At 71.2% G+C, this 23716-nt stretch carries 23 protein-coding genes; 20 read left to right on the forward strand and 3 right to left on the reverse strand.

Annotated elements, in window-relative coordinates; translation table 11 throughout:
- Nucleotides 1-37 precede the first annotated feature (37 nt).
- From ACZZ97_RS06345 to ACZZ97_RS06425, 17 genes are all read left to right on the forward strand, one after another.
- On the forward strand, nt 38-1378 hold the full coding sequence (locus ACZZ97_RS06345; protein ID WP_463472622.1) for a SufS family cysteine desulfurase: 1341 nt from the start codon (nt 38-40) through the stop codon (nt 1376-1378).
- Nucleotides 1375-1824, forward strand: coding sequence for a Fe-S cluster assembly sulfur transfer protein SufU (sufU, locus tag ACZZ97_RS06350; protein WP_463472623.1), 450 nt, complete (start codon nt 1375-1377; stop codon nt 1822-1824). The genes ACZZ97_RS06345 and sufU overlap by 4 nt, the downstream gene beginning before the upstream one ends.
- A gap of 85 nt (nt 1825-1909) precedes the next feature.
- Complete coding sequence (locus tag ACZZ97_RS06355; RefSeq protein ID WP_463472624.1) at nt 1910-2962, forward strand: hypothetical protein; 1053 nt, start codon at nt 1910-1912, stop codon at nt 2960-2962.
- Nucleotides 2959-4533, forward strand: a complete 1575-nt coding sequence (locus tag ACZZ97_RS06360; RefSeq protein ID WP_463472625.1) for a phenylacetate--CoA ligase family protein — start codon at nt 2959-2961, stop codon at nt 4531-4533. The genes ACZZ97_RS06355 and ACZZ97_RS06360 overlap by 4 nt, the downstream gene beginning before the upstream one ends.
- A 179-nt stretch (nt 4534-4712) precedes the next feature.
- A complete protein-coding gene (gene thrS, locus ACZZ97_RS06365; RefSeq protein ID WP_463473768.1) occupies nt 4713-6623 on the forward strand; it encodes a threonine--tRNA ligase in 1911 nt (636 codons plus the stop codon).
- 2 nt (nt 6624-6625) lie between these two features.
- Entirely contained in the window at nt 6626-7234 is a 609-nt protein-coding gene (locus ACZZ97_RS06370) for an HIT family protein (protein WP_463472626.1), read from the forward strand.
- Between the two features lie 54 nt (nt 7235-7288).
- Nucleotides 7289-8209, forward strand: a complete 921-nt coding sequence (gene pdxS / locus ACZZ97_RS06375; RefSeq protein ID WP_463472627.1) for a pyridoxal 5'-phosphate synthase lyase subunit PdxS — start codon at nt 7289-7291, stop codon at nt 8207-8209.
- On the forward strand, nt 8199-8837 hold the full coding sequence (pdxT, locus tag ACZZ97_RS06380; protein WP_314100878.1) for a pyridoxal 5'-phosphate synthase glutaminase subunit PdxT: 639 nt from the start codon (nt 8199-8201) through the stop codon (nt 8835-8837). The genes pdxS and pdxT overlap by 11 nt, the downstream gene beginning before the upstream one ends.
- A gap of 108 nt (nt 8838-8945) precedes the next feature.
- Nucleotides 8946-9710 carry a YebC/PmpR family DNA-binding transcriptional regulator gene (locus tag ACZZ97_RS06385; RefSeq protein ID WP_123545939.1) on the forward strand — a complete coding sequence of 255 codons (765 nt, stop codon included), beginning with the start codon at nt 8946-8948 and terminating at the stop codon, nt 9708-9710.
- Nucleotides 9711-9719: 9 nt separating this feature from the next.
- Complete coding sequence (gene ruvC, locus ACZZ97_RS06390; RefSeq protein ID WP_463472628.1) at nt 9720-10295, forward strand: crossover junction endodeoxyribonuclease RuvC; 576 nt, start codon at nt 9720-9722, stop codon at nt 10293-10295.
- Nucleotides 10292-10906 (forward strand): Holliday junction branch migration protein RuvA, encoded by a 615-nt coding sequence (ruvA, locus tag ACZZ97_RS06395; protein WP_314100880.1) that lies wholly within the window; start codon nt 10292-10294, stop codon nt 10904-10906. The genes ruvC and ruvA overlap by 4 nt, the downstream gene beginning before the upstream one ends.
- The gene (gene ruvB, locus ACZZ97_RS06400; protein ID WP_463472629.1) at nt 10903-11928 is read left to right on the forward strand and encodes a Holliday junction branch migration DNA helicase RuvB; all 1026 of its coding nucleotides are present in this window, start codon (nt 10903-10905) and stop codon (nt 11926-11928) included. The genes ruvA and ruvB overlap by 4 nt, the downstream gene beginning before the upstream one ends.
- Before the next feature lie 82 nt (nt 11929-12010).
- Nucleotides 12011-12445: a preprotein translocase subunit YajC gene (locus ACZZ97_RS06405; protein ID WP_463472630.1), complete on the forward strand. Its 435-nt coding sequence runs from the start codon at nt 12011-12013 to the stop codon at nt 12443-12445.
- A gap of 93 nt (nt 12446-12538) precedes the next feature.
- Nucleotides 12539-14299, forward strand: coding sequence for a protein translocase subunit SecD (gene secD / locus ACZZ97_RS06410; RefSeq protein WP_314100883.1), 1761 nt, complete (start codon nt 12539-12541; stop codon nt 14297-14299).
- The gene (gene secF, locus ACZZ97_RS06415; RefSeq protein ID WP_314100884.1) at nt 14299-15312 is read left to right on the forward strand and encodes a protein translocase subunit SecF; all 1014 of its coding nucleotides are present in this window, start codon (nt 14299-14301) and stop codon (nt 15310-15312) included. The genes secD and secF overlap by 1 nt, the downstream gene beginning before the upstream one ends.
- Nucleotides 15309-15674 carry a rhodanese-like domain-containing protein gene (locus ACZZ97_RS06420; protein ID WP_314100885.1) on the forward strand — a complete coding sequence of 122 codons (366 nt, stop codon included), beginning with the start codon at nt 15309-15311 and terminating at the stop codon, nt 15672-15674. Before secF ends, ACZZ97_RS06420 begins: the two co-directional genes overlap by 4 nt.
- Nucleotides 15675-15770: 96 nt before the next feature.
- A complete protein-coding gene (locus tag ACZZ97_RS06425; RefSeq protein ID WP_463472631.1) occupies nt 15771-18053 on the forward strand; it encodes a RelA/SpoT family protein in 2283 nt (760 codons plus the stop codon).
- 67 nt (nt 18054-18120) lie between these two features.
- Here the strand turns inward: ACZZ97_RS06425 and ACZZ97_RS06430 are convergent, their stop codons facing one another.
- The 3 genes from ACZZ97_RS06430 to ACZZ97_RS06440 all read right to left on the reverse strand — a co-directional run bounded on the left by ACZZ97_RS06430 (nt 18121) and on the right by ACZZ97_RS06440 (nt 20877).
- Nucleotides 18121-18675 carry a type IV toxin-antitoxin system AbiEi family antitoxin gene (locus tag ACZZ97_RS06430; RefSeq protein WP_463472632.1) on the reverse strand — a complete coding sequence of 185 codons (555 nt, stop codon included), beginning with the start codon at nt 18673-18675 and terminating at the stop codon, nt 18121-18123.
- 93 nt (nt 18676-18768) lie between these two features.
- Nucleotides 18769-20007 (reverse strand): DUF349 domain-containing protein, encoded by a 1239-nt coding sequence (locus ACZZ97_RS06435; RefSeq protein ID WP_463472633.1) that lies wholly within the window; start codon nt 20005-20007, stop codon nt 18769-18771.
- An 84-nt stretch (nt 20008-20091) separates the two neighbouring features.
- A complete protein-coding gene (locus tag ACZZ97_RS06440; protein WP_314100889.1) occupies nt 20092-20877 on the reverse strand; it encodes a peptidylprolyl isomerase in 786 nt (261 codons plus the stop codon).
- 83 nt (nt 20878-20960) lie between these two features.
- Here ACZZ97_RS06440 and ACZZ97_RS06445 point away from each other — a divergent pair, with 83 nt between their 5' ends.
- The 3 genes from ACZZ97_RS06445 to ACZZ97_RS06455 all read left to right on the forward strand — a co-directional run bounded on the left by ACZZ97_RS06445 (nt 20961) and on the right by ACZZ97_RS06455 (nt 23658).
- Nucleotides 20961-22370 carry a replication-associated recombination protein A gene (locus ACZZ97_RS06445; protein WP_123545918.1) on the forward strand — a complete coding sequence of 470 codons (1410 nt, stop codon included), beginning with the start codon at nt 20961-20963 and terminating at the stop codon, nt 22368-22370.
- Between the two features lie 255 nt (nt 22371-22625).
- Complete coding sequence (gene rpsD, locus ACZZ97_RS06450; RefSeq protein ID WP_146900693.1) at nt 22626-23255, forward strand: 30S ribosomal protein S4; 630 nt, start codon at nt 22626-22628, stop codon at nt 23253-23255.
- A 166-nt stretch (nt 23256-23421) separates the two neighbouring features.
- Complete coding sequence (locus ACZZ97_RS06455; protein WP_463472634.1) at nt 23422-23658, forward strand: hypothetical protein; 237 nt, start codon at nt 23422-23424, stop codon at nt 23656-23658.
- Nucleotides 23659-23716: the final 58 nt, after the last annotated feature.

Genomic DNA, 23716 nt, shown 5'->3' on the forward strand with positions numbered 1-23716 from the left:
CGACCGGCCCTGGCTACGATCGTCGGGAAGGGACACCGTGACTCAGACACAGCAGCAGACTCAGACACCGCAACAGACCACCGCCGGCCCCGCCCGCCCCCTCGACGACGTCGAGGTCGAGCGACTCCGCGCCGACTTCCCGATCCTCGCGCAGCAGGTCTCGGGCGAGCCCCTGGCCTACCTCGACTCCGGCGCGACGGCGCAGCGCCCGCGCTCCGTGCTCGACGCCGAGCGCCGGTTCCTCGAGACCGACAACTCGGCCGTGCACCGCGGCGCGCACACCCTCGCCGCCCTCGCGACCGAGTCGTTCGAGGAGGCGCGCGAGACCGTCGCGCGCTTCGTGGGCGCCGCCTCCCACGAGGTCGTCTGGACGGCGAACGCGACCGACGCGATCAACCTGGTGGCGCACGGCTTCACGGCCGCGACCCTCGGCCGCGGCGGCGAGTCCGCCCGCCGCTTCGCGCTCCGCCCGGGCGACGAGATCGTCGTGACCGAGGCCGAGCACCACGCGAACCTCGTGCCCTGGCAAGAGGTGGCGGCCACCACGGGCGCGGTCCTGCGTGTCGTGCCGGTCGACGACGACGGCGTCTGGACGCTCGACGACGCCCGTGCCGTCGTCGGCGAGCGCACGCGGGTGCTCGCCTTCGCCCACGTGTCGAACGTGACCGGGCTGGTGGCGCCCGTCGAGCAGCTGGTCGAGCTCGCCCACGGGGTCGGCGCGCTGGTCGTGCTCGACGCCTGCCAGTCGGTGCCCCACCGCCCCGTCGACTTCCGTGCCCTCGGCGTCGACTTCGCGGCGTTCAGCAGCCACAAGATGCTCGGGCCCACCGGCATCGGCGTCCTCGTCGGCCGCGGGGAGCTGCTCGACGCCCTGCCCCCGTTCCGCACCGGCGGCTCCGTGATCACCACCGTGACGCTCGAGTCCGCCGAGTACCTGCCCGCGCCCCAGCGCTTCGAGGCCGGCACGCAGCCGGTCTCGCAGGCCGTCGCCCTCGCCGAGGCCGTCCGCTACCTCGAGGCCGTCGGCCTCGAGCGCATCCGCGACCACGAGGAGGCGCTGGCAGAGCAGCTGGTGGTCGGCCTGTCCGCGCTCCCAGGGGTCCGCGTCGTCGGCCCGCCCGCCGGCGTGCCGCGCTCGGGCCTCGCCAGCTTCGTCGTCGACGGCGTGCACGCGCACGACGTCGGCCAGTACCTCGACGCCGAGGGGATCGCGGTGCGCGTCGGCCACCACTGCGCGCAGCCGCTGCACCGGCGGCTGGGCGTGACGGCGACGACGCGGGCGAGCACCTACCTGTACACGACCGCCGCCGAGGTCGACCGTCTGGTCGCCGGCGTCGCCGGGGTCCGCGGCTACTTCGGGGCGGAGGACGCCCGATGAGCGCCTCCCTCGACTCGCTCTACCAGCAGGTGATCCTCGACCACGCGAAGGCGCGGCACGGCGACGGCGAGCTCACGGGCGCCGACGCCGAGCACTTCGAGCGGAACCCCACCTGCGGCGACGAGATCACGGTGCGGGTCCGGCTCGAGCCGGGCACCGACCGCGTGGCAGACCTGCGATGGCAGGGCGCGGGCTGCAGCATCTCGATGGCGTCGGCGTCGGTCCTCTCCGGTCTCGCGCCCGGCCGGACGCTGCCCGAGCTCGCGGCGCTGGTCGGCGAGTTCCGCGCGATGATGCGGTCCCGCGGCGCGGGAGAGCCCGACGACGAGGTCCTCGGCGACGCCGTCGCGCTGCACGGCGTCTCGAAGGTCGTCATGCGCGTCAAGTGCGGCATGCTCGCCTGGGTCGCCGCCGAGGCCTGCGGCGAGGAGCTCTCGGCTCGGTGACCCGCGAGGGCACCCCGGTGCGCCAGTCCGGGGTTCATCCCTGAGGTGCAGGTGCCCGGGCGAGTCGCCGCACTAGTGTCGGCCCATGGAACCTCGGGGGAGCGAGCGGCCGACGACGCCCTGGCCGGCACTGATCGACCAGGCGCGGCATTACCCGTCGCCGCACAACTCGCAGCCGATCGTCGTGCAGCCGACGTCCGCGACGACGGCGACCGTCTGGTACGACCTCGACCGGGGCCTGCCCGCCGAGTCGTTCGGCATCCCGTTCGCCCACGTCTGCGGCGGGGTGTTCCTCGCCGGCCTCGCGATCGTCGCCCGCGCCCAGGGCTTCGTCGTCCGTGAGGCGCTCGACCTCGCGCCGATGGACTTCGGCGGGGAGGTCCGGCTGCACCGCCTGGCCGAGGTCGTCCTCGAGCTGCACGAGGCGACCGACGCCGACCGCGCCGCCCGCGACGCCTTCCTCGCCCGGCAGACGTCGCGCCGCCCCTACGACGCGACGACCGTGGACGAGGAGGTGCTGGCCGGCGCCCGAGCGATCGCCGCCTCCCACGGCCACCTCCTCCGCAGCACGACCGACGCCGCGACGGTCGACGACGTCGTCCGCATCAACCAGGAGACGCTCTTCGACGACCTGCAGGACGACGACGTGCACGCCGAGATCATGACCTGGCTGCGCTTCTCGGCGAGGGAGGCCGCGGAGACCGGCGACGGCCTGAGCGCCGAGACCATGTTGATGCCGGGGCCGGTGCTCCGGTTCGCCATGGGCCACCGCGGGCTCTGGACGGCGCCGGTCGTCGGCGACGCCGTCAGGCGGGTCTACCTCGGCACCATGAAGGGCGTCCGCCAGCTCGCCTGGCTCGAAGGCCCGTTCGCGAGCCCCGCCGACCACGTCGAGGCAGGCCGGGCGTTCCTCGAGGTGTGGCTCGAGCTGTCGCGGCACGGCGTGGCCCTGCACCCGTTCGGCACCGTCATCACCAACCCGCGGTCGCACACCGCGTTCGTCCGCGCCGTCGACGTCGACGAGCAGGACGGGCGCATGGCCTGGATGCTGTTCCGGCTGGGGCGGAGCGCTGCGCCGCCCGTGGCCCACCGCCGCCCGGCCGCCGCGATGACGATCGGGGCGGGGGAGGGACGATGAAGCGGCTCGTGGTCTTCACGCTCCTCCGGGTCGTCGACGGCCTCGTCAAGCTCGCGATGCCCCGGGTCGAGACGCACCGTCTCCTGCTCGTCCCCGGCATCGAGCCGCTCCGCTGGCGGCTCGGGCGCTGGCGCGCCTGGCGCACGATGGAGCGAGCGGCACGGTCGGTGCCTGCCTACCGGGCGTTCCTGCGGGAGCACGGGCAGGGCCGTCGCCTCGACACCCGTGACGGGGTCGAGGCCGCTTTCGCCCGACTGCCCGAGATGGACAAGGAGTCGTACGTCAAGCGCTGGAGCATCGCCGAGCGCTGCCTCGGCGGCCGCCTGCCTCGTCGAGGGGTGGTCGTCGACGAGTCGTCGGGCAGCTCTGGCGTGCCGACGAGCTGGGTGCGCGGCCCCGACGAGCGCCAGGCCACGCGACAGCTGCTGCAGCTCGGGTTCGCGCGCACGTCGGCCGAGCTGCCGCACCCGCCGTTCGTGCTCAACGCGTTCTCGCTGGGCGCCTGGGCCACCGGCATGAACGTCACCGCCTCCCTCACCGAGTCGACGATGATCAAGTCGATCGGACCGGACCCGGACAAGATCATCCAGACGATGCGCGAGTTCGGCACCGGGTTCACCTACGTCATCCTCAGCTACCCGCCGTTCCTCAAGGGCCTCTTCGAGGACGACCGGCTCGACTGGTCGCAGTACACGATCGTCGCCGCGTTCGGGGGCGAGGGCATCAGCGAGAACATGCGGGGGCACATCCTGAAGTACGCACGGGCGGTCCTCGGCTCGTACGGGGCGAGCGACCTCGAGATCAACCTCGGCATCGAGACCGAGTTCACCGCGGCCCTCCGCCGCGCGATCGCCGACGACCCCGACCTCGCGGCCCGGCTCACGCGGCAGCAGGAGTACGGCGTGCTGCCGATGATCTTCCAGTTCAACCCCTTCGGCTACCTGATCGAGACGAACGAGGCCGGCGAGCTCGTCGTCACGATCGCCCGCGCCGAGAACATCAGCCCCCGCATCCGCTACAACATCCACGACCGGGGACACGTCACCCGGATGCGCGACGTCCTGCCGGTGCTGCGCGAGAAGGGACTGTCGGCGGTCGTCACCGAGAAGTTCCTCGACCTGCCGCTGCTGTTCCACTACGGCCGGAGCGACCTCTCGGTCGACTACAACGGCGCCGTCGTCGCGCCCGACGCTCTCCGGGACGTGCTCCAGGGCGACCCGGCCCTGCTGCAGGCCGTCGAGAACCACCGGCTCATCGCCTTCGAGGACGCGATGGGCGACCGTCAGCTGCACATCGCGCTGCAGCTCTCGCCCCACGCCGGCGACGTCGACACCGGCCCGTGGCGGGACGTCGTCGTGGGCGGCCTGAGACGCCTCAACCTCGACTTCTCGAACGCGGTCCGCACCGCGGCGCCCGCGACCCTCCCGACCGTCGCCTTCTACGCGCACAGGACGGGCCCCTTCGCCCACGACGGCGCGAAGCTGAAGAACGAGTACGTCTGGCAGCTCGGCCCCGGCGAGGTCGACCAGCACGACCTCGACCTGGGCTGGACGGCGCCGAGGGAGGCGTGACCGGCGGCGGGTGCCACTGCCGGCGGCACTAAACTGGCGCGCGTCCCCTCGATCGTCAGGAGCCCTCCACCGTGTCAGACCAGCCTGCCCCCGCCGCCCTCGCCGCCGCGCCCGTGACCGTCGAGGCGACCGAGACCACGACGGGGCTCGAGCTGTTCACGGACAAGGGCGTCGTCGCGATGCGCGTCGGCGGCGAGCTCCGCGACCTCGCGTCCGAGCTGCACGCGGGCGACGTCGCCGAGGCCGTCACGATCGGTTCGCCCGACGGCCTGGCCGTGCTCCGCCACTCGGCGGCGCACGTCATGGCGCAGGCCGTGCAGGGCATCAACCCTGAGGCGAAGCTCGGCATCGGCCCGCCCGTCACCGACGGCTTCTACTACGACTTCGACGTCGCCGAGCCCTTCACCCCCGACGACCTCAAGTCGATCGAGAAGGGCATGGAGCGGATCATCCGCCAGGGCCAGCGCTTCCGCCGCCGCGTCGTCACCGAGGCCGAGGCCCGCGCCGAGCTCGCCGGCGAGCCCTACAAGCTCGAGCTGATCGGCCTCAAGGGCGGCTCGGCCGACGAGATCGGCGACGACGGCGAGTCCGTCGAGGTCGGCGGCGCCGAGCTGACCATCTACGACAACGTCGACCCGAAGAGCGGCGACGTGCTCTGGTCCGACCTCTGCCGCGGTCCGCACGTGCCCACCACCCGCGTCCTCGGCAACGCCACGAAGCTGATGCGCGTCGCCGCCGCCTACTGGCGCGGCTCCGAGAAGAACCCGCAGCTGCAGCGCATCTACGGCACAGCCTGGCCGACGAAGGACGAACTGCGCGAGTACCAGGCCCGGCTCGAGGAGGCGGCGAAGCGCGACCACCGCAAGCTCGGCGTCGAGCTCGACCTCTTCTCGTTCCCGGACGAGATCGGCTCCGGCCTCGCGATCTTCCACCCGAAGGGCGGCATCATCCGTCGCGAGATGGAGGACTACTCGCGCCGACGCCACGAGGCCGCCGGCTACGACTTCGTGTACACGCCGCACATCACGAAGGCGAGCCTGTTCGAGACCTCAGGCCACCTCGGCTGGTACAAGGACGGCATGTTCCCGGCCATGAAGCTCGACGAGGCCAGGAACGACGAGGGCGAGGTCACCCGCCAGGGCGCCGACTACTACCTCAAGCCGATGAACTGCCCCATGCACATCCTCGCGTACCGCTCGCAGCCGCGGTCGTACCGCGACCTGCCGATGCGCCTCTTCGAGTTCGGCACCGTCTACCGCAACGAGAAGTCGGGCGTCATCCACGGCCTCACCCGCGTGCGGGGCATGACCCAGGACGACGCGCACATCTTCACCACGCGCGAGAAGATGAAGGAGGAGCTGACCGGCACCCTGAACTTCGTCCTGTCCCTGCTCCGTGACTACGGCCTGACCGACTTCTACCTCGAGCTCTCGACGAAGGACCCGGTGAAGTACGTCGGCGACGACGACATCTGGGACACCGCGACGCAGACCCTCCGCGAGGTCGCCGAGGAGTCCGGCCTCGAGCTCGTCCCCGACCCGGGCGGAGCCGCGTTCTACGGCCCCAAGATCTCGGTGCAGGCCCGCGACGCCATCGGCCGCACCTGGCAGATGTCGACCGTCCAGCTCGACTTCAACCTGCCCGAGCGCTTCGAGCTCGAGTACGCGGCCGCGGACGGCACGCGACAGCGTCCGGTCATGATCCACCGTGCGCTGTTCGGCACCATCGAGCGCTTCTTCGGCGTCCTCACCGAGCACTACGCCGGGGCGTTCCCCGTGTGGCTGTCCCCGGTCCAGGTCGTGGCGATCCCCGTGGCCGACGAGTACGGCGACTACCTCGACGACGTGGTGCGCCAGCTGCGCGAGAAGGGCGTCCGCGCCCAGGTCGACCACGGCGACGACCGGTTCCCCAAGAAGATCCGCACGCACACGAAGTCCAAGGTGCCCTTCCAGCTCATCGCGGGCGAGGAGGACCGCGCGGCCGGCGCCGTGAGCTTCCGCTACCGCGACGGCTCCCAGGAGAACGGCGTGCCCGTCGCCGACGCCGTGGCCAAGATCCTCGAGGCGATCGAGACGAAGGCCCAGGTCTGACCGTGGGGGCGGGCGCCGACGAGCTGCCGGCCGACGTCGACCCGGACGGCGACGGGCCGGCGCGCGCCGAGTCGGCCGACGACTTCGCGTCGGCGCCCGACGCGTTCCAGCGCCTCTGGACGCCGCACCGTGCCGTGTACGTCAGCCGCGGCCAGGGCGCCCACGACGACGCGTGCCCGTTCTGCGCCGCGCCCTCGCGCAGCGACGAGGAAGCGCTGATCGTCGCCCGGGGACAGCACGCCTTCGTGCTGCTGAACCTGTACCCGTACAACCCCGGCCACCTGCTGGTCTGCCCCTACCGGCACATCTCGACCTACGACCTGGCCACGCCCGACGAGGTCGCCGAGATCGGTGCCCTGACCCAGACCGCCATGCGCGTCGTCCGCGAGGTGTCGCACGCCCAGGGCTTCAACATGGGCATGAACCAGGGGTCGGTCGGCGGCGCCGGCATCGCCGAGCACCTGCACCAGCACGTGGTGCCGCGCTACGGCGGCGACTCGAACTTCTTCCCGATCATCGCCCAGACCAAGGCCGTCACGCAGCTGCTCGGCGACGTCCGCGATGCGCTGGCGGCCGCCTGGCCCGCCGGGGGAGACCAGGCCACTCGGTGACGAGCGGCACATCGGCGACGCACACCCCCGGGCAGCGCCTAAACTGAGGGCATCATGAGCGACAGCACCCCCACCTCCGTCCCGTCCGCCGGCAGCACCACCGGATCGGACCGCGTCAAGCGCGGTCTCGCCGAGATGCTCAAGGGCGGCGTCATCATGGACGTCGTCAACGTCGAGCAGGCGAAGATCGCCGAAGAGGCGGGCGCCGTCGCGGTCATGGCCCTCGAGCGCGTGCCCGCCGACATCCGATCGCAGGGCGGCGTCGCCCGCATGAGCGACCCCGACATGATCGACGAGATCATCGCGGCCGTCTCCATCCCCGTCATGGCGAAGGCGCGCATCGGCCACTTCGTCGAGGCACAGATCCTCCAGACGCTCGGCGTCGACTACATCGACGAGTCCGAGGTGCTCAGCCCCGCCGACTACGTCAACCACATCGACAAGTGGAACTTCACGGTCCCCTTCGTCTGCGGTGCGACGAACCTCGGCGAGGCGCTCCGTCGCATCACCGAGGGTGCCGCGATGATCCGCTCCAAGGGCGAGGCCGGCACCGGCGACGTGTCCGAGGCGACCAAGCACATCCGCACCATCTCGAAGGAGATCGCGCAGCTGCAGGGGCTCAAGACGGACGAGCTGTACGTGGCCGCGAAAGAACTGCAGGCGCCGTACGAGCTCGTCAAGGAGATCGCGGAGACCGGCAAGCTGCCCGTCGTCCTCTTCACCGCCGGCGGCGTCGCGACGCCCGCCGACGCGGCGCTGATGATGCAGCTGGGCGCCGACGGCGTCTTCGTGGGCTCCGGCATCTTCAAGTCGGGCAACCCCGCCGAGCGGGCCGCCGCGATCGTCAAGGCCACGACGTTCTTCGACGACCCGCAGGTCGTCGCCGACGCGTCGCGCGGCCTCGGCGAGGCCATGGTCGGCATCAACGTGCCCGACCTGCCCGCGCCGCACCGCCTCGCCGAGCGTGGCTGGTAGCCGACACGAGGAGGCGGCGGCCCCGCGGGTCGGGGTCCTCGCCCTCCAGGGCGACTTCCGTGAGCACCTCGCGGTCCTGACCGCCCTCGGAGCGGTCGCCGTCCCGGTGCGCAGGCCCGACGAGCTCGCGGCGGTGTCGGGTCTCGTGATCCCCGGCGGCGAGTCCACGGTGATGGACAAGCTCAGCCGCACCTTCGGCATGGCCGAGCCGCTGCGCGCGGCCGTCGACGCAGGCCTGCCTGTCTACGGCACCTGTGCCGGGCTGATCATGCTGGCCGACCGCGTCGTCGACGGGCCGGCCAGCCAGCACCTGACGGGGCAGCGCACGATCGGCGGGCTCGACGTCGCCGTGCGCCGCAACGCCTTCGGCGGCCAGAACGAGTCCTTCGAGACCGATCTCCTCGTCCCCGTCGTCGGCGTCCCGCCCGTGCACGCCGTCTTCATCCGGGCGCCCGTGGTCGCCGAGGTCGGCCCGCTCGCCACCGCGATCGGCGTGCTCGACGACGGCCGCGTCGTCGCCGTCGAGCAGGGCAACCTGCTCGGCACGTCCTTCCACCCCGAGGTGACCGGTGAGCTCCGCTTCCACGCGCGGTTCCTCGACAAGGCGCGCGCCTGGTCCTCGCGCTGACGCGCCTGCTCGTCCTGCGCCCTGCCCCGTCCTGACCCGTCGCTGCCGCCCCGGCGGCGGGCCTGCCGGTAGGATGGTCCGGATCGTCAACCGGAAGTGAGGAGCACCGTGTCCGGGCATTCCAAGTGGGCCACGACCAAGCACAAGAAGGCCGTCATCGACAGCCGTCGCGCCAAGTCGTTCGCCAAGCTCATCAAGAACATCGAGGTCGCGGCCAAGCAGGGCGGGGCCGACATGTCCGGCAACCCGACGCTCGTCGACGCCGTCCAGAAGGCCAAGAAGACCTCGGTCCCCAACGACAACATCGACCGTGCCGTCAAGCGCGGCGCGGGCCTCAGCGGCGAGTCCGTCGACTACCAGACCATCGTCTACGAGGGCTACGGCCCCAACGGCGTCGCCCTGCTGATCGAGTGCCTCACCGACAACAAGAACCGCGCGGCGGCGAACGTCCGCACGGTCATGTCGCGCAACGGGGGCACCATGGCCGACCCGGGCAGCGTCGCCTACAACTTCAGCCGCAAGGGCGTCATCGCCGTCATGAAGACCGGCGAGCTCAGCGAGGACGACGTGCTGGCGGCCGTGCTCGACGCCGGCGCCGAAGAGGTCACCGACCGTGGCGAGGGCTTCGAGATCGTGACCGAGCCGTCCGACCTGGTGCCCGCGCGCACGGCGCTCCAGGAGGCGGGCATCGACTACGACTCCGCCGACGTCGAGTTCGTCCCCGGCCTCAAGATCGAGGTCGACCTCGAGACCGCCCGCAAGGTGTTCCGCCTCGTCGACGCGCTCGACGACGACGACGACGTGCAGAACGTCTACGCCAACTACGACGTCCCCGCCGACGTGCAGGCCGCGCTCGACGACGACGACGACTGAGCCGCCGAGGTGACCCTGCGGGTGCTCGGCATCGACCCCGGCCTGACCCGCTGCGGGGTCGGGGTCGTCGAGGTCGACGCGACCCGCCGGGCCACCCTCGTGGCGGTGACCGTGATCCGGTCGCCGGCCGACATGCCGCTCGAGCAGCGCCTCCTCACGATCGGGCGCGGCATCGAGCAGCTGGTCGACGAGCACCGTCCCGACGCGATGGCCATCGAGCGCGTCTTCGCGCAGAACAACCTGTCCACCGTGATGGGCACCGCCCAGGTGAGCGGACTGGCGCTGCGCGCCGCCGCCGAGCGCTCCGTCCCCGTGGCCATGCACACCCCGTCCGAGGTCAAGGCGGCCGTGACCGGCTACGGCTCGGCGGACAAGGCCCAGGTCGGTGCCATGGTCGCCCGCCTGCTCGGCCTCGCCGAAGCGCCGAAGCCGGCCGACGCCGCCGACGCCCTCGCGCTGGCGATCTGCCACGCGTGGCGTCGCGGCGGCCTCCCCTCGGCACCGGCCGGCGGCGGTCTCACGACCGCGCAGAAGGCGTGGCGCGAGGCGGAGAAGTCGGCCCGGACTCCTAGGCTGGGCAGATGATCTCGAGCGTCCGCGGCACCGTGCTGTCCGCCTCCGGAACCAGCGTCGTCGTCGAGGTCGGGGGAGTGGGCCTCCGGGTCGGAGTGACGCCCCAGCTCGCCCTCACGGCGGCGGTCGGCACGACGCTCCAGCTGTTCACGACGCTGATCGTACGAGAAGACGACCTCTCGCTCTTCGGCTTCGCCGAGCTCGAAGAACTCGAGGTGTTCGATCTGCTGCGGAGCGTCACCGGCGTCGGCCCGAAATCGGCACAGGGCGTGCTCGCCACGCTCAGCCCGTCGCAGGTCGCGCACGCGGTCGCCGACGACGACGACGCGCCTTTCCGACGCGTGTCCGGCATCGGGCCCAAGACCGCGAAGCTGATCGTCCTCTCGTTGGCGGGCAAGCTCGACGTCCGGGCTGTCGCGCCCACCGTGACCGCCGCCTCCTCGACCTCGGCCGACGTCCTCACGGCCCTCGTCGGGCTGGGCTGGTCCGAGAAGGAGGCGCAGGCCGCCGTCGACTCGGTGGTCGCCGACCGCGGGCCCGACGTCGCCGTCTCCGTGCCGTCGCTGCTGCGCGCCGCCCTCGGCCACCTCGGCCCTCAGAAGTCACTGGGCGCACGCGCGTGACCGACGCCGACCTCACCCGACCCGTCGTCGAGTCCGAGGCGGAGCTCGCCTTCGAGGGAGCGCTCCGCCCCACCTCGCTCGACGAGTTCGTCGGCCAGAAGAAGGTGCGCGGACAGCTCGAGCTGCTGCTCAAGGCGGCGTCGATGCAGGGGCGGACCCCCGACCACATCCTCATGGCGGGTCCTCCCGGGCTCGGCAAGACCACCCTCGCGATGATCGTGGCGCACGAGAGCGGGCGGCCGCTCCGGATGTCGTCCGGACCGGCCATCCAACACGCGGGCGACCTCGCCGCCGTGCTGTCGGCCCTCGTCCCCGGCGAGGTGCTCTTCATCGACGAGATCCACCGCATGGCGCGCTCCGCGGAAGAGATGCTGTACCTCGCCATGGAGGACTACCGGATCGACATCATGGTCGGCAAGGGCGCCGGCGCGACGAGCATCCCGCTCGAGCTGTCGCCCTTCACGCTCGTCGGCGCCACCACGCGGAGCGGCATGCTGCCGAACCCCCTCCGCGACCGGTTCGGCTTCACGGCCAACCTCGAGTTCTACGACGCCGACGAGCTCACCGAGGTGCTCCGCCGCGCCGCCTCCCTGCTCGGCATCCCCGTCGACGGCGACGCCCTGGCCGAGATCGCCGGTCGGTGCCGCGGCACGCCGCGCATCGCGAACCGCTTGCTCCGTCGCGTCCGCGACTACTCGCTGGTCCACGGACGGGACGCCGACCTGGCGACGGTGCGGGACGCCCTGGCGCTCTACGACGTCGACGACCTCGGCCTCGACCGGCTCGACCGCGAGGTCCTGTCGACCGTGCTCACGAGATTCGGCGGCGGCCCCGTCGGGCTCGGCACGCTCGCCGTGTCGGTCGGAGAAGAGGCGGACACGATCGAGTCCGTCGTCGAGCCGTTCCTCGTCCGCATCGGCCTGCTGATCCGCACCCCCCGGGGCCGTGTGGCGACGCCGGAGGCCTGGCGGCACTTCGGGCTCCAGCGCCCGTCAGGGGCGCTGTTCGGCGATGAACTATGATCGCCGCTAGGCCTGTCGGCGCGAGGCACCCTCACCACCGCCCGCGCCGCCCATCCCCACGAGCTTCGAAAGGCAGTTCCTCATGGACGCCACAACAATCATCATGGTCCTCCTCCTGGTGGTCCTCGTCTTCTTCATGTTCCGCAACAAGCGCAAGCGCGACGCGCAGCAGGCGACGCTGCAGTCGAAGATGGTCCCCGGCGTCGAGGTGATGCTGAGCTTCGGCGTCTACGGCACGCTCGTGTCGATCGACGACGAGGCCAACATCGCCGAGGTCGAGGTCTCGCCCGGCACCGTCCTGCGCGTGCACCGCCAGACCCTGGGCCGCGTCGTCGAGCCCGTCGTCGCCGACGACGCCGTGGTCACCGACTCCGACGAGCTCGACGCCCGCCCGGCCGACGACCTGATCGTCGACGACGCCACGACCGCCGACCGCACGTCGCCCGCCTACGGCGAGCGGGTCGACGAGACGCGCCTCGACTCCACCACCGACACGGACAAGCCGAACAAGGCCTGACCCGCCGACAGCCGGGGCCCACTCGTGAGCCCCGGCCCAGACGACGGCGCGCGCCCCTCGGGGCGCGCGCTCCCATGAGAAAGCAGAACCTCCGTGGCACGTTCGACGCCGGTCAAGAAGGCAATTCGTTCCCTGACGTGGTTGCTCGTCATCATCGCCGGCCTCGCCGCGCTGAACGGCACCGCCACCGCCCTCAACGACTCGGGTCGTGACGGCTGGTGGGACGGCGCGAGCTGGGTCCCCGAGCTGGCGCTCGACCTGCAGGGCGGCACGCAGATCACCCTCGCCGCGCAGCTCGACGACGGCCAGTCCGTGTCCAGCCAGCAGCTCGACCAGGCCGTGACGATCATCCGCCAGCGCATCGACAGCGCCGGCGTCTCCGAGTCGGAGATCACCCGCCAGGGCGCGCAGAACATCGTCGTGTCGATCCCCGGTCGGCCCGACAACGAGACGCTCGAGCGCATCGAGGCCTCGGCCAAGCTGACCTTCCGGCCCGTGCTCTACACCGAGGCCGTGAGCAACGCCGCGGTGGGCGGCGACGCCGACGCCACGGCGAGCCCCTCGGCGACGCCCTACACGCCGAACCCCGATCTCAACTCGACCCCGACGGCCTCGCCGACGAACGCCTCCGACCTGAACTGGATCACGGAGCAGCTCGCCGACGAGTACACGAACTACCAGTGCGCCGCCGACAACGACCTGTCGACCGCTCGCGACGACGAGCCGCTCGTCACCTGCTCGACCGACGGCACCGCCAAGTTCATCCTCGGCCCGGTCGAGGTGCAGGGCAGCGACATCAGCGACGCCACCAACGGCCTCGCCACCGACTCGCAGGGCAACTCGACGAACACGTGGGCCGTCAACCTCGAGTTCGACCGTCAGGGCACCGACCGGTTCAGCGACGTCACGTCACGGCTGGTGGCCCTCCAGGCCCCGCAGAACCAGTTCGCGGTGACGCTCGACAACCAGGTGATCACGGCCCCGTCCGCGAACGCCGCCATCACCGACGGCAAGGCCCAGATCACGGGCTCGTTCACGCAGGACACCTCGAAGACCCTGGCCGACCAGCTCAAGTTCGGCGCCCTGCCGATCAGCTTCTCCGTGCAGAGCAACGAGAACATCACCGCGACCCTCGGCCAGACCCAGCTGGTGAGCGGCCTGATCGCCGGCCTCATCGGCCTGATCCTCGTCGTGATCTACTCCCTGATCCAGTACCGTGCGCTCGCCTTCGTCACCGTCCTGTCGTTGATGATCGCCGCGCTGCTCACGTACCTCGTCATCGCGATCCTGTCCTGGCGAGAGGGCTACCGGCTCTCCCTCGCCGGCGTGACGGGGTTGATCGTGGCGATCGGCATCACGGCTGACTCGTTCATCGTCTACTTCGAGCGCATCCGCGACGAGCTGCGTGACGGGCGCATCCTCGAGAGCGCCGTCGAGTCCGGCTGGAAGCGCGCGATCCGCACGATCGTCGCCTCCGACACCGTGAACTTCCTCGCCGCCATCACCTTGTTCATCCTCGCGGTGGGCAACGTCAAGGGCTTCGCCCTCACGCTCGGGATCACGACGGTGATCGACCTGATCGTCGTCGCCCTCTTCACGCACCCGATGCTGCAGCTGATCGCTCGCACGCGGTTCTTCGGCGAGGGCCACGCGTTCAGCGGGCTGAACCCGAAGGCCCTCGGCGCCGTGTACCGCGGTCGGGCCCAGTTCCGCACCCCCGTCCCCACGGGGGCCCGCAAGGGCGCGGGCGGCCGAGAGGCGGCCAAGCGCCAGACCATCGCCGAACGCAAGGCGGCAGAGAGCACGAGCACCCGAGTCGACGACTCTGCCCGCGGTGAAGGGAAGGACAGCTGATGGCCAGCTTCTCCAAGTTCGGCAACGACCTCTACACAGGGGCTCGTTCCTACGACATCGTGGGCCGCCGGCGCACGTGGTACATCATCGCCGCGGTCGTCATCGTGATCTGCGCGACGGTGCCGTTCCTCCGGGGCGGCTACCACTTCGGCATCGAGTTCACCGGCGGCTCCGAGTTCCAGGTGGCCCAGCCCGCCGAGCTCGACCAGGACGTCGCGACGCAGACGGTCGAGGACGTCGCCCCGGGCTCGAACCCCCGGGTCACCCAGGTCGGCAGCGACACCATCCGCGTGCAGACGTCGCAGCTCGAGGCGACGCAGACGAACGACGTGGCCGACGCCCTCGCGACGGCCTACGACGTTCCCGCTGAGCGGGTCACCTCCTCGTTCATCGGCGCCTCCTGGGGTGCCGACATCACGGGCCAGGCCATCAAGGGCCTCGTGATCTTCCTCATCCTCGCGGCCATCGGCATGACGCTCTACTTCCGCACCTGGAAGATGTCGCTCGCCGCCATGACGGCGCTGCTGCACGACCTCGTGCTCACCGCCGGCATCTACGGCATCGTCGGCTTCGAGGTCACGCCCGCCGCGGTCATCGGCTTCCTCACCATCCTCGGCTACTCCCTCTACGACACCGTCGTGGTCTTCGACAAGATCCGCGAGAACACCGCGGAGGACGGCGAGGGCTCCCGGCGCACCTTCGGCCAGTCGATCAACCTCGCGATCAACCAGACGCTGGTCCGGTCGATCAACACGTCGGTCGTCGCCCTGCTCCCCGTCGCCGCGATCCTCTTCATCGGTGCGTTCGTCCTCGGCGCCGGCACGCTCCGAGACATCTCGCTCGCCCTCTTCATCGGCATCCTGGTGGGCACCTACTCGACGATCTTCATCGCGTCGCCGCTCTACGCGACGCTCCGGATCGGCGAGTCCGACATCAAGAAGCGCGACGACCGCAAGCGCGCCGATCGTGCGCGTGACGCCGACGCCGCGGCGGCCTCGGTGATCGCGTCGTGAGCGCGCCCCTGGGCGGAGGTCCCGCCTCCTCGATGCCTGAGGTGACCGCGCAGGAGGCGGTGGCCCTCGTGGGCGGCGGCGCCTACCTCCTCGACGTGCGCGAGCAGTCGGAGTGGGACGAGGGCCACGCGTCGCGGGCCGTGCTCCTGCCGCTCTCCGAGCTGGGCGAGCGGGTGGACGAGGTCCCCACGGACCGGGACGTGCTCGTCGTCTGCCACTCGGGCATGCGCTCGATGCGGGCCACCGCCGCGCTCCGTCGCGCCGGCCTGCGGGCCGTGAACGTGGAGGGCGGCATGCTCGCCTGGCGCGACGCGGACGGCGACGTCGTCAGCGACGGCGACGCTCGCCCGACGGTCGACTGACCGGGAGCGAGTAGCGTTGTCCCGACTCGTGCACGACCCGATGCCCGTTCCCGGAGGCGCGTCACCGTGCGCGAGCGACGACGAGGAGGCGCGGTCGTGACCGAGATCACCACGAGGGAGACACCCCCCGGTCCCGAGCAGGGCGGCACGGCGTCGCTCCGCACCCTGCTGCCGAGGCTCTTCTCCCGCAGCCAGCCCGCCGGCGCCGTCGACCGCCTCGTCAAGACGGTCCGGATGCACCATCCGAAGGCCGACCTCGTCGTCATCGAGCGTGCCTACACGGTCGCCGAGAAGGCGCACCGTGGCCAGCTCCGCAAGAGCGGCGAGCCCTACATCACGCACCCGGTTGCCGTCGCGCAGATCCTCGCCGACCTCGGCATCGGCTCGAAGACGATCGCCGCTGCGCTGCTCCACGACACCGTGGAGGACACCGACTACACGCTCGACATGCTGCAGCGCGACTTCGGCGACGAGATCGCCATGCTCGTCGACGGGGTGACGAAGCTCGACAAGCTGAAGTACGGCGACAGCGCCCAGGCCGAGACCGTGCGCAAGATGGTCGTCGCGATGTCGAAGGACATCAGGGTGCTCGTGATCAAGCTCGCCGACCGGCTGCACAACGCCCGCACGTGGGGCTTCGTCGAGTCGTCGTCGGCGACGCGCAAGGCGACCGAGACGCTCGAGATCTACGCCCCCCTCGCTCACCGGCTGGGCATCCAGGCCATCAAGTGGGAGCTGGAGGACCTGAGCTTCGCCGTCCTCCACCCGAAGCTCTACGTCGAGATCGACAACCTCGTCAAGCAGCGCACGCCGCAGCGCGAGCAGTTCGTCCAGAACGTCATCAACGCGGTCAAGTCCGATCTCAAGTCGACGAAGATCCGCGGCGAGGTGGTCGGTCGGCCGAAGCAGTACTACTCGATCTACCAGAAGATGATCGTGCGGGGTCGCGAGTTCGACGAGATCTACGACCTCGTCGGCATCCGCGTGCTCGTCACGTCGCTGCGCGACTGCTACGCCGTGCTCGGCTCGATCCACGCCCGCTGGAACCCGATCCCCGGTCGCTTCAAGGACTACATCGCGACGCCCAAGTTCAACCTGTACCAGTCGCTCCACACGACGGTCATCGGCCCCAAGGGGCGACCGGTCGAGATCCAGATCCGCACGCACGAGATGCACCAGCGGGCCGAGTTCGGCGTCGCAGCCCACTGGAAGTACAAGCAGAGGATGAACGGCGGTCGTGACGACACGGCCACCGGCGCCCGTACCGAGACCGACATGGCGTGGCTGGCGCACATCTCCGACTGGCAGGCCGAGACCGCCGACCCAGGGGAGTTCCTCGACAGCCTCCGCTTCGAGATCGGCGCGAAGGAGGTCTACGTCTTCACGCCCCAGGGCAAGGTCATCGGCCTCCCCTCGGGAGCGACGCCCGTCGACTTCGCCTACGCCGTGCACACCGAGGTCGGGCACCGCACGATGGGTGCCAAGGTCAACGGCCGTCTCATCCCGCTCGAGAGCGTGCTCAACAGCGGCGACGTCGTCGAGGTCTTCACCTCGAAGAACCCCGACTCCGGTCCCAGCCAGGACTGGCTCGGCTTCGTCAAGAGCCCGCGTGCCCGGAACAAGATCCGGCAGTGGTTCACGAAGGAGCGCCGCGACGAGGCGATCGAGCAGGGCAAGGACGCGATCGCCCGTGCGATGCGCAAGCAGAACCTGCCGCTGCAGAAGCTGATGAACCAGGACAGCATCTCCGAGGTGGCGTCCCAGCTCCGCTACGACGACGTCTCGAGCCTCTACGCCGCCGTCGGCGAGGGCCACCTGTCGACCCAGTCGGTCATCGAGAAGGTGCTCGCCTCCGTCCAGCAGCAGACCGAGGTCGAGGGGGAGTACGAGTTCCCGAGCAAGGGCGTGTCCCGTCCCCTCCGCAACAGCGACTCGGGCGTCCTCGTCCGCGGCGCGCCCGACATCCTCGTGAAGCTCGCGAAGTGCTGCACGCCCGTCCCCGGCGACCAGGTCGTCGGGTTCGTGACGCGTGGGCAGGGCGTCAGCGTGCACCAGGCCACCTGCCACAACGTGCAGGGCCTCATGCAGGAGCCCGAGCGGATGATCGAGGTCGAGTGGGCCCCGTCGTCGAAGAGCGTCTTCCTGGTCCAGATCCAGATCGAGGCCCTCGACCGCGCGGGCCTGCTGTCCGACGTCACGCGAGTGCTGTCCGAGCACCACGTGAACATCCTCTCGGCCAACGTGTCCACCTCGGACGAGCGCCTGGCGATCAGCCGCTTCGTCTTCGAGATGGGCGACACGACGCACCTCGACCGTGTGCTCAACGCCGTGCGTCGGATCGACGCCGTCTACGACGTCTACCGGGTCAGCGCCGGCTGAGCCGGGGCGTCCGGCACGGGCCCCGCACGGCGGGCCCGCGAGGAGCGCGGATGCCGCACCACGGGGATCAGACCACTAGGGGGTCCACGAGCGTCCGCAGTCGGTCCGCCGCCCGCCGTCGGCCCGGCAGGCGGCCGTGTCGTCGCACGAGGCCGGTGACCCGACGCGGATCGACGCGGTGCTCGACGAGCAGGGTGCGCGCGAGGCGCTCCGCCTCGACCGACCAGTCGTCGGCCCGGAGCAGGTCGAGGACGGTGCGGGTCGGGGTCGTCACCCGGACGCGCCCGACCTGCGAGATCTCGTCGGCGTCGATGAGGACCTCGCCCACCGCGACGTCGGGCCTGTCGTCGTGGTGACGTGCCCACGACGGCACCACCGCCTCCAGCCTGCGGGGAGCCCCGGCCCGTGCTCCCCAGATCCAGGCGGCCGTGCCCCGTGCCGCCACGACCACCGTGCCGAGGCGGTCGGCCAGGGCCTCCGCCCGCCGCCACGCGTCGTCGGGATCGGCGATCGACGCCCAGCTGTCGGCCACCCGGCAGACCTCGCCGTCGAGCGCCGCGGCCTGCAGCTCGACCTCGGGAAGGTCACGAGCGGTCAGGAGTCTGGGCAGGGCGGGAGACACCGCCCCAGCATGGCCGCCGAGGCCCAGGACGACGAACCGCCCGCCGCCTCCTGTGGAGAACGGCGGGCGGTCAGGACCCGGGGGAGGCGTGGGTCAGGACCCGAGGGCGTCCAGCCAGACGCGACGAGCGTCGAGGGCCTCGCGCGCCTCTTTCACCTTGCGGGCGTCGCCGCCGGCCTCGGCCTCGGCGAGCTCGTCCTCGAGCTTGGTGATCGCGTCCTGCAGCTGGCTCGCGAGCCCTTCGGACCGGGCCTTGCGCTCGGGGTTGTTCTTCTCCCAGTGCGTCTCGTCGAGCTGACGGACGTGCGACTCGACCTTGCGCAGCCTGTCCTCGACGGGTCGGACCTGGTCGCGCGGCACACGGCCGATCTCGTCCCAGCGGAGCTGGATCGTGGTGAGCGCCTCTCGTGCCGACACGCGGTCGTCGTTCGTGAGGATCTTCTCGGCGTCGTCGAGCAGGGCGAGCTTGGCCGTGAGGTTGTCCGCGTACTCGGCGTCGTCCTGCGCGACGATCTCGCCCTTGGCGGCGTAGAGCACGTCGCCGGCGCGCTTGAAGCGGGCCCAGAGCGCGTCGTCGTACTTCTTGCCCGCACGACCGGCGCGCTTCCAGTCGTCGAGCAGACGCCGGTACTCGGGGATGCCGTCGGCGCCCTTGCTCGCGAGGGCGTCGGCGGACTCGACGAGCGCCTGCTTGCGCTGGCGCGCCTCGCGGTGCGTGGCGTCGAGGTCGGCGTAGAACGCCTTGCGGTGCTGGTCGATGGTCGAGCGAGCCGTACGGAACCGCTTCCAGAGGTCGTTGCCCTCGCCCTTGGGGATCCGGGGGCCTTCGGTCTGGTGCTTCTGCCAGCGGGCGAAGATGTCGTCGACGGAGGCGGTGACCTGCTTCCACTGCACGCGCGCGGGGTCCTGCGCGGCGAGGGCCTCGGCCTCCGCGACCAGGGAGGATCGGTAGGCGACGGCCTCGACCAGCGCCTCCTGCGCCTCGGCGCTCTGCTTCTCGGTCAGCTCGCCCACCGTGCTGTCGAGGGCGTCGACGCGGGTGCGGAGCGCGGCGAGGTCACCGACGGCGCTCGGCTCGACGAGCAGCTGCTTCAGGTGCGCGACCGTCTTGGTCACGTCCGACGCCGAGGCGCCCCGCTTGACCCGCTGCTCGAGCAGGGTGACCTGCCCGTTCAGCTCGGTGTACTTGCGCTCGTAGTAGGCGAGGGCCTCGGCGGGCGTGGCGTCGGGGTACTGCCCCACAGCCCGCTCGCCGTCGCCCTCGCGCACGTAGACGGTTCCGTCGTCGTCGACGCGGCCCCAGGGTGCCTGATCGTCAGTAGCCACTGTCATCCCTTGCTGGAGGTGCTCGTCGCGGAGCCCAGGACGGGCCCCGGCGATGGGTGCCCAGCCTATTGCACGAGCAGGGACGCCCGCCTACTCCAGCGTCAGGGACGTGATCGTGGTCGGCACGACCGGGGCGCCGTCGTTCGGGACCTCGGCGGTGGACGGGGTCAGGCCCGCGTCCGTGATGTTCGCCGTGAGCTGGTCGAGGCCGCTCGTGACCCGGCCGACGACGGTGTAGCCGCCCGTCGACGCGTCGAGGTAGGTGTCCCCGTAGGTGACGAAGAACTGGGTCGACTGCGAGTCCGGCTCGGCGCCCCTCGCCATCGCGATGGTGCCGGTCGGGTAGAGGCCGTCGGCCGGCACGTTCTCGAGGGGCCCGAAGGTGAAGCCCGCGTCGCCCGTGCCGTCGCCGTTCGCCGAGCCGCACTGGATGAACTTCGCCGTCTCGGCGTCGCTCATCCGGTGGCAGGTCGTGTCGGTGTAGAAGCCCTGCTGCGCGAGGTCGATGATCACCGAGGCGGCCTGGGGCGCCGTGGCCCCGTCGAGCTCGACGCCGAGCTGGACGTCGTCGTTGAGGTCGAGCTGCCCCGTCCAGGTGCGTCCCTCGGCGATGTCGGCGCTGGGGACGTCCCCGGTCGCCGACGCCGACTCCGAGGGGGAGGGGCTGGCGGAGGCGGTGGCCTCGTCGGCGCTGCCGTCCGTGTTCCACACCACCTGGGTGACGACCGCGAGGCCGACCACGACCACGACGCCGACGGCGGCGAGGAGGTTGTCCCGGCGACGACGGCGCACCTGCGTCTCGTGCACCCGCTGGCGGGCCGTGTACGCCCTCAGCCGGTCGCGTGCCTCACGGTCCTGGTTCCTGCTCGGTGCCACGTGTCCTCCATGCCGGTGATGTCCCGGACGACTGTATCCGAGCCGCCGGTCGGTGTCGGAGGCCCGGTCTACCATTGGTCCTCATGAGCCCGCTCCCGCAGAGCTCGACCCCCCTCGCGGTCCGCATGCGCCCCACCAGCCTCGACGAGGTCGCCGGTCAGCGACACCTCCTCCGGCCCGGCTCCCCGCTCGTCACCCTGGCGAGCGACACCACCGGCGAGCAGGGCGCCGTCTCCGTCATCCTCTGGGGCCCGCCCGGCACCGGCAAGACCACGCTCGCGCAGGCGATCGCCCACACGTCGGGGCGGCAGTTCATCGAGCTCTCGGCGGTGACGGCCGGTGTGAAGGACGTCCGGCAGGTGATGGAGAAGGCGCTGACGAACCGCGACCTCTACGGCACGACGACCGTCCTGTTCCTCGACGAGATCCACCGCTTCACGAAGGCGCAGCAGGACGCGCTGCTGCCGGGAGTCGAGAACGGCTGGGTGATCCTCATCGCGGCGACGACCGAGAACCCGTCGTTCTCCGTCATCACGCCGCTGCTCTCCCGGTCGCTGTTGCTCACGCTCGAGCAGCTGAGCGACGACGACCTCGGAGACCTCGTCCGGCGGGCGGTCGTCGACCCCCGCGGCCTGGCCGACAGGGTCGTGCTGGACGACGAGGCGCTGGCGACGATCGTCCGCCTCGCGTCCGGAGACGCCCGTCGGGCGCTGACCGCCCTCGAGGCCTCGGCCCACTCCGCCGCCGCGACCGCCGAGGAGGCGCGCGGAGCCCGTCCTGACGACCCGTCCGCCGACGCCGACGCCGACTACGACCCCGACGCCGAGTACGACGACCCGGACGACGCCGACGACCGGCCGGTGATCACGGCCGAGACGGTGGCCCAGTCGGTCGACCGGGCGCTGCTCCGCTACGACCGCAACGGCGACGAGCACTACGACGTCATCAGCGCCTTCATCAAGTCGGTCCGCGGCTCCGACGTCGACGCCGCGCTGCACTACCTCGCCCGGATGATCGAGGCCGGCGAGGATCCTCGCTTCATCTGCCGTCGCATCATCGTGTCCGCCGGCGAGGACATCGGCATGGCCGACCCGAACGCCCTCACGGTCGCCGTCTCGGCGGCCACCGCCGTGCAGATGATCGGCATGCCGGAGGGGCGCATCCCGATGGCCGAGGCCGTCGTCTACCTGGCGACCGCACCGAAGTCGAACCGTTCCTACAGCGCCCTCGACGCCGCGATCGCCGACGTCCGTGCCGGTGCGGCCGGCCCGGTGCCCAAGCACCTCCGCGACGCGCACTACCCGGGTGCGAAGCGCCTCGGCCACGGCAAGGGCTACAAGTACTCGCACGACTCCGAGTTCGGGGTCGTCGAGCAGCAGTACCTGCCTGACGAGCTCGTCGGTCGCACGTACTACGACCCGACGGCCAACGGCAACGAGCGCGACGTCGCCGCCCGGCTCGAGAAGCTGCGTCGGATCACCCGCGGCGGCTGATGCCGGACGAGAGGCCGTCAGCTGGTCGGCGACACGCGCCCAGGTCGGGGTCGCCCGCCAGACCGTGCTCCTGTATGCTCGGGGGGTTGCCTGCACTCGGGCGTCGACGCGCGGCTGCTGATGACGACCCGACCAAGGTGGTCCGACCTGTAGCCGGTCTCCACCGCGGCGATCATCCCTCTTGTTAGGCCCGTCGGCGCTCACGCGCCTGGCTGGCGGAACATCACCACCGACAAGATCTCGATAGGAACACGCATGTCCACCAAGTCCCGCACCCGGAGCAAGACGCGTCTCTCGCGTGCTCTCGGCATCGCCCTCACCCCGAAGGCCGCCCGCTACCTCGAGAAGCGTCCCTACGCTCCCGGCGAGCACGGCCGCACCAAGCGCAAGACCGACAGCGACTACGCCGTCCGTCTCCGCGAGAAGCAGCGCCTGCGTGCCCAGTACGGCATCCGCGAGGCCCAGCTCAAGATCGTCTTCAACGAGGCGCGCAAGGCCTCAGGCCTGACCGGTGAGAACCTGGTCGAGCTGCTCGAGACGCGTCTCGACGCCCTCGTCCTGCGTGCCGGCTTCGCCCGCACCACGGCGCAGGCTCGCCAGATGGTCGTGCACCGTCACATCCTCGTCGACGGCAAGCTCGTCGACCGCCCCTCGTTCCGCGTCAAGCCCGGCCAGATGATCCACGTCAAGGCCAAGAGCGAGACGACCGAGCCCTTCCAGGTCGCCGCGGCCGGCGGCCACGTCGACCTGCTGCCCAAGACCCCGGGCTACCTCGAGGTCGAGATCGACAAGCTGCAGGCTCGCCTCGTGCGTCGTCCGAAGCGTGCCGAGGTCCCCGTGACCTGCGAGGTCCAGCTGGTCGTCGAGTACTACGCAGCCCGCTAGTACCACCCGCACCGCTTCTGAGGGAGCGCTCCACGTCACGTGGGGCGCTCCCTCGGTCGTTCCCGACTGAGCTCCTCCCTCCGCCGTTCCCGGCGGACGACGACGACGAAGTAGGCTGACGTGTCGTCCCGTGTGCTCGTCACGGGACACGTCGTGAGGAGCACCCGTGAAGAACCTGGTCCTGCTGTCCGTCGGAGTCGCGCTCGGCCTCGTCGGTGCGCACCTCCTCAACTCGACCCCGCGTGGCCGCCGGTTCTTCGGCGAGCTCGACGGCGGACTCGACCACTTCCGCGCCGCGGTGGTCGACGGGTACCGCTCCCGCGACGCCGAGCTCCGTGCCGCGGACCCGAGCGACGACGTCGAGCCCACGGCAGGGCCGGCCGGCACCATCAACGCGAGCTGACCGCGCGAGGCGCCCGCCGCCTCCTCGTCAGCAGCCCCACCGACCGACCCCCTCCCTC

Source organism: Frigoribacterium sp. AC512, from assembly GCF_979258295.1.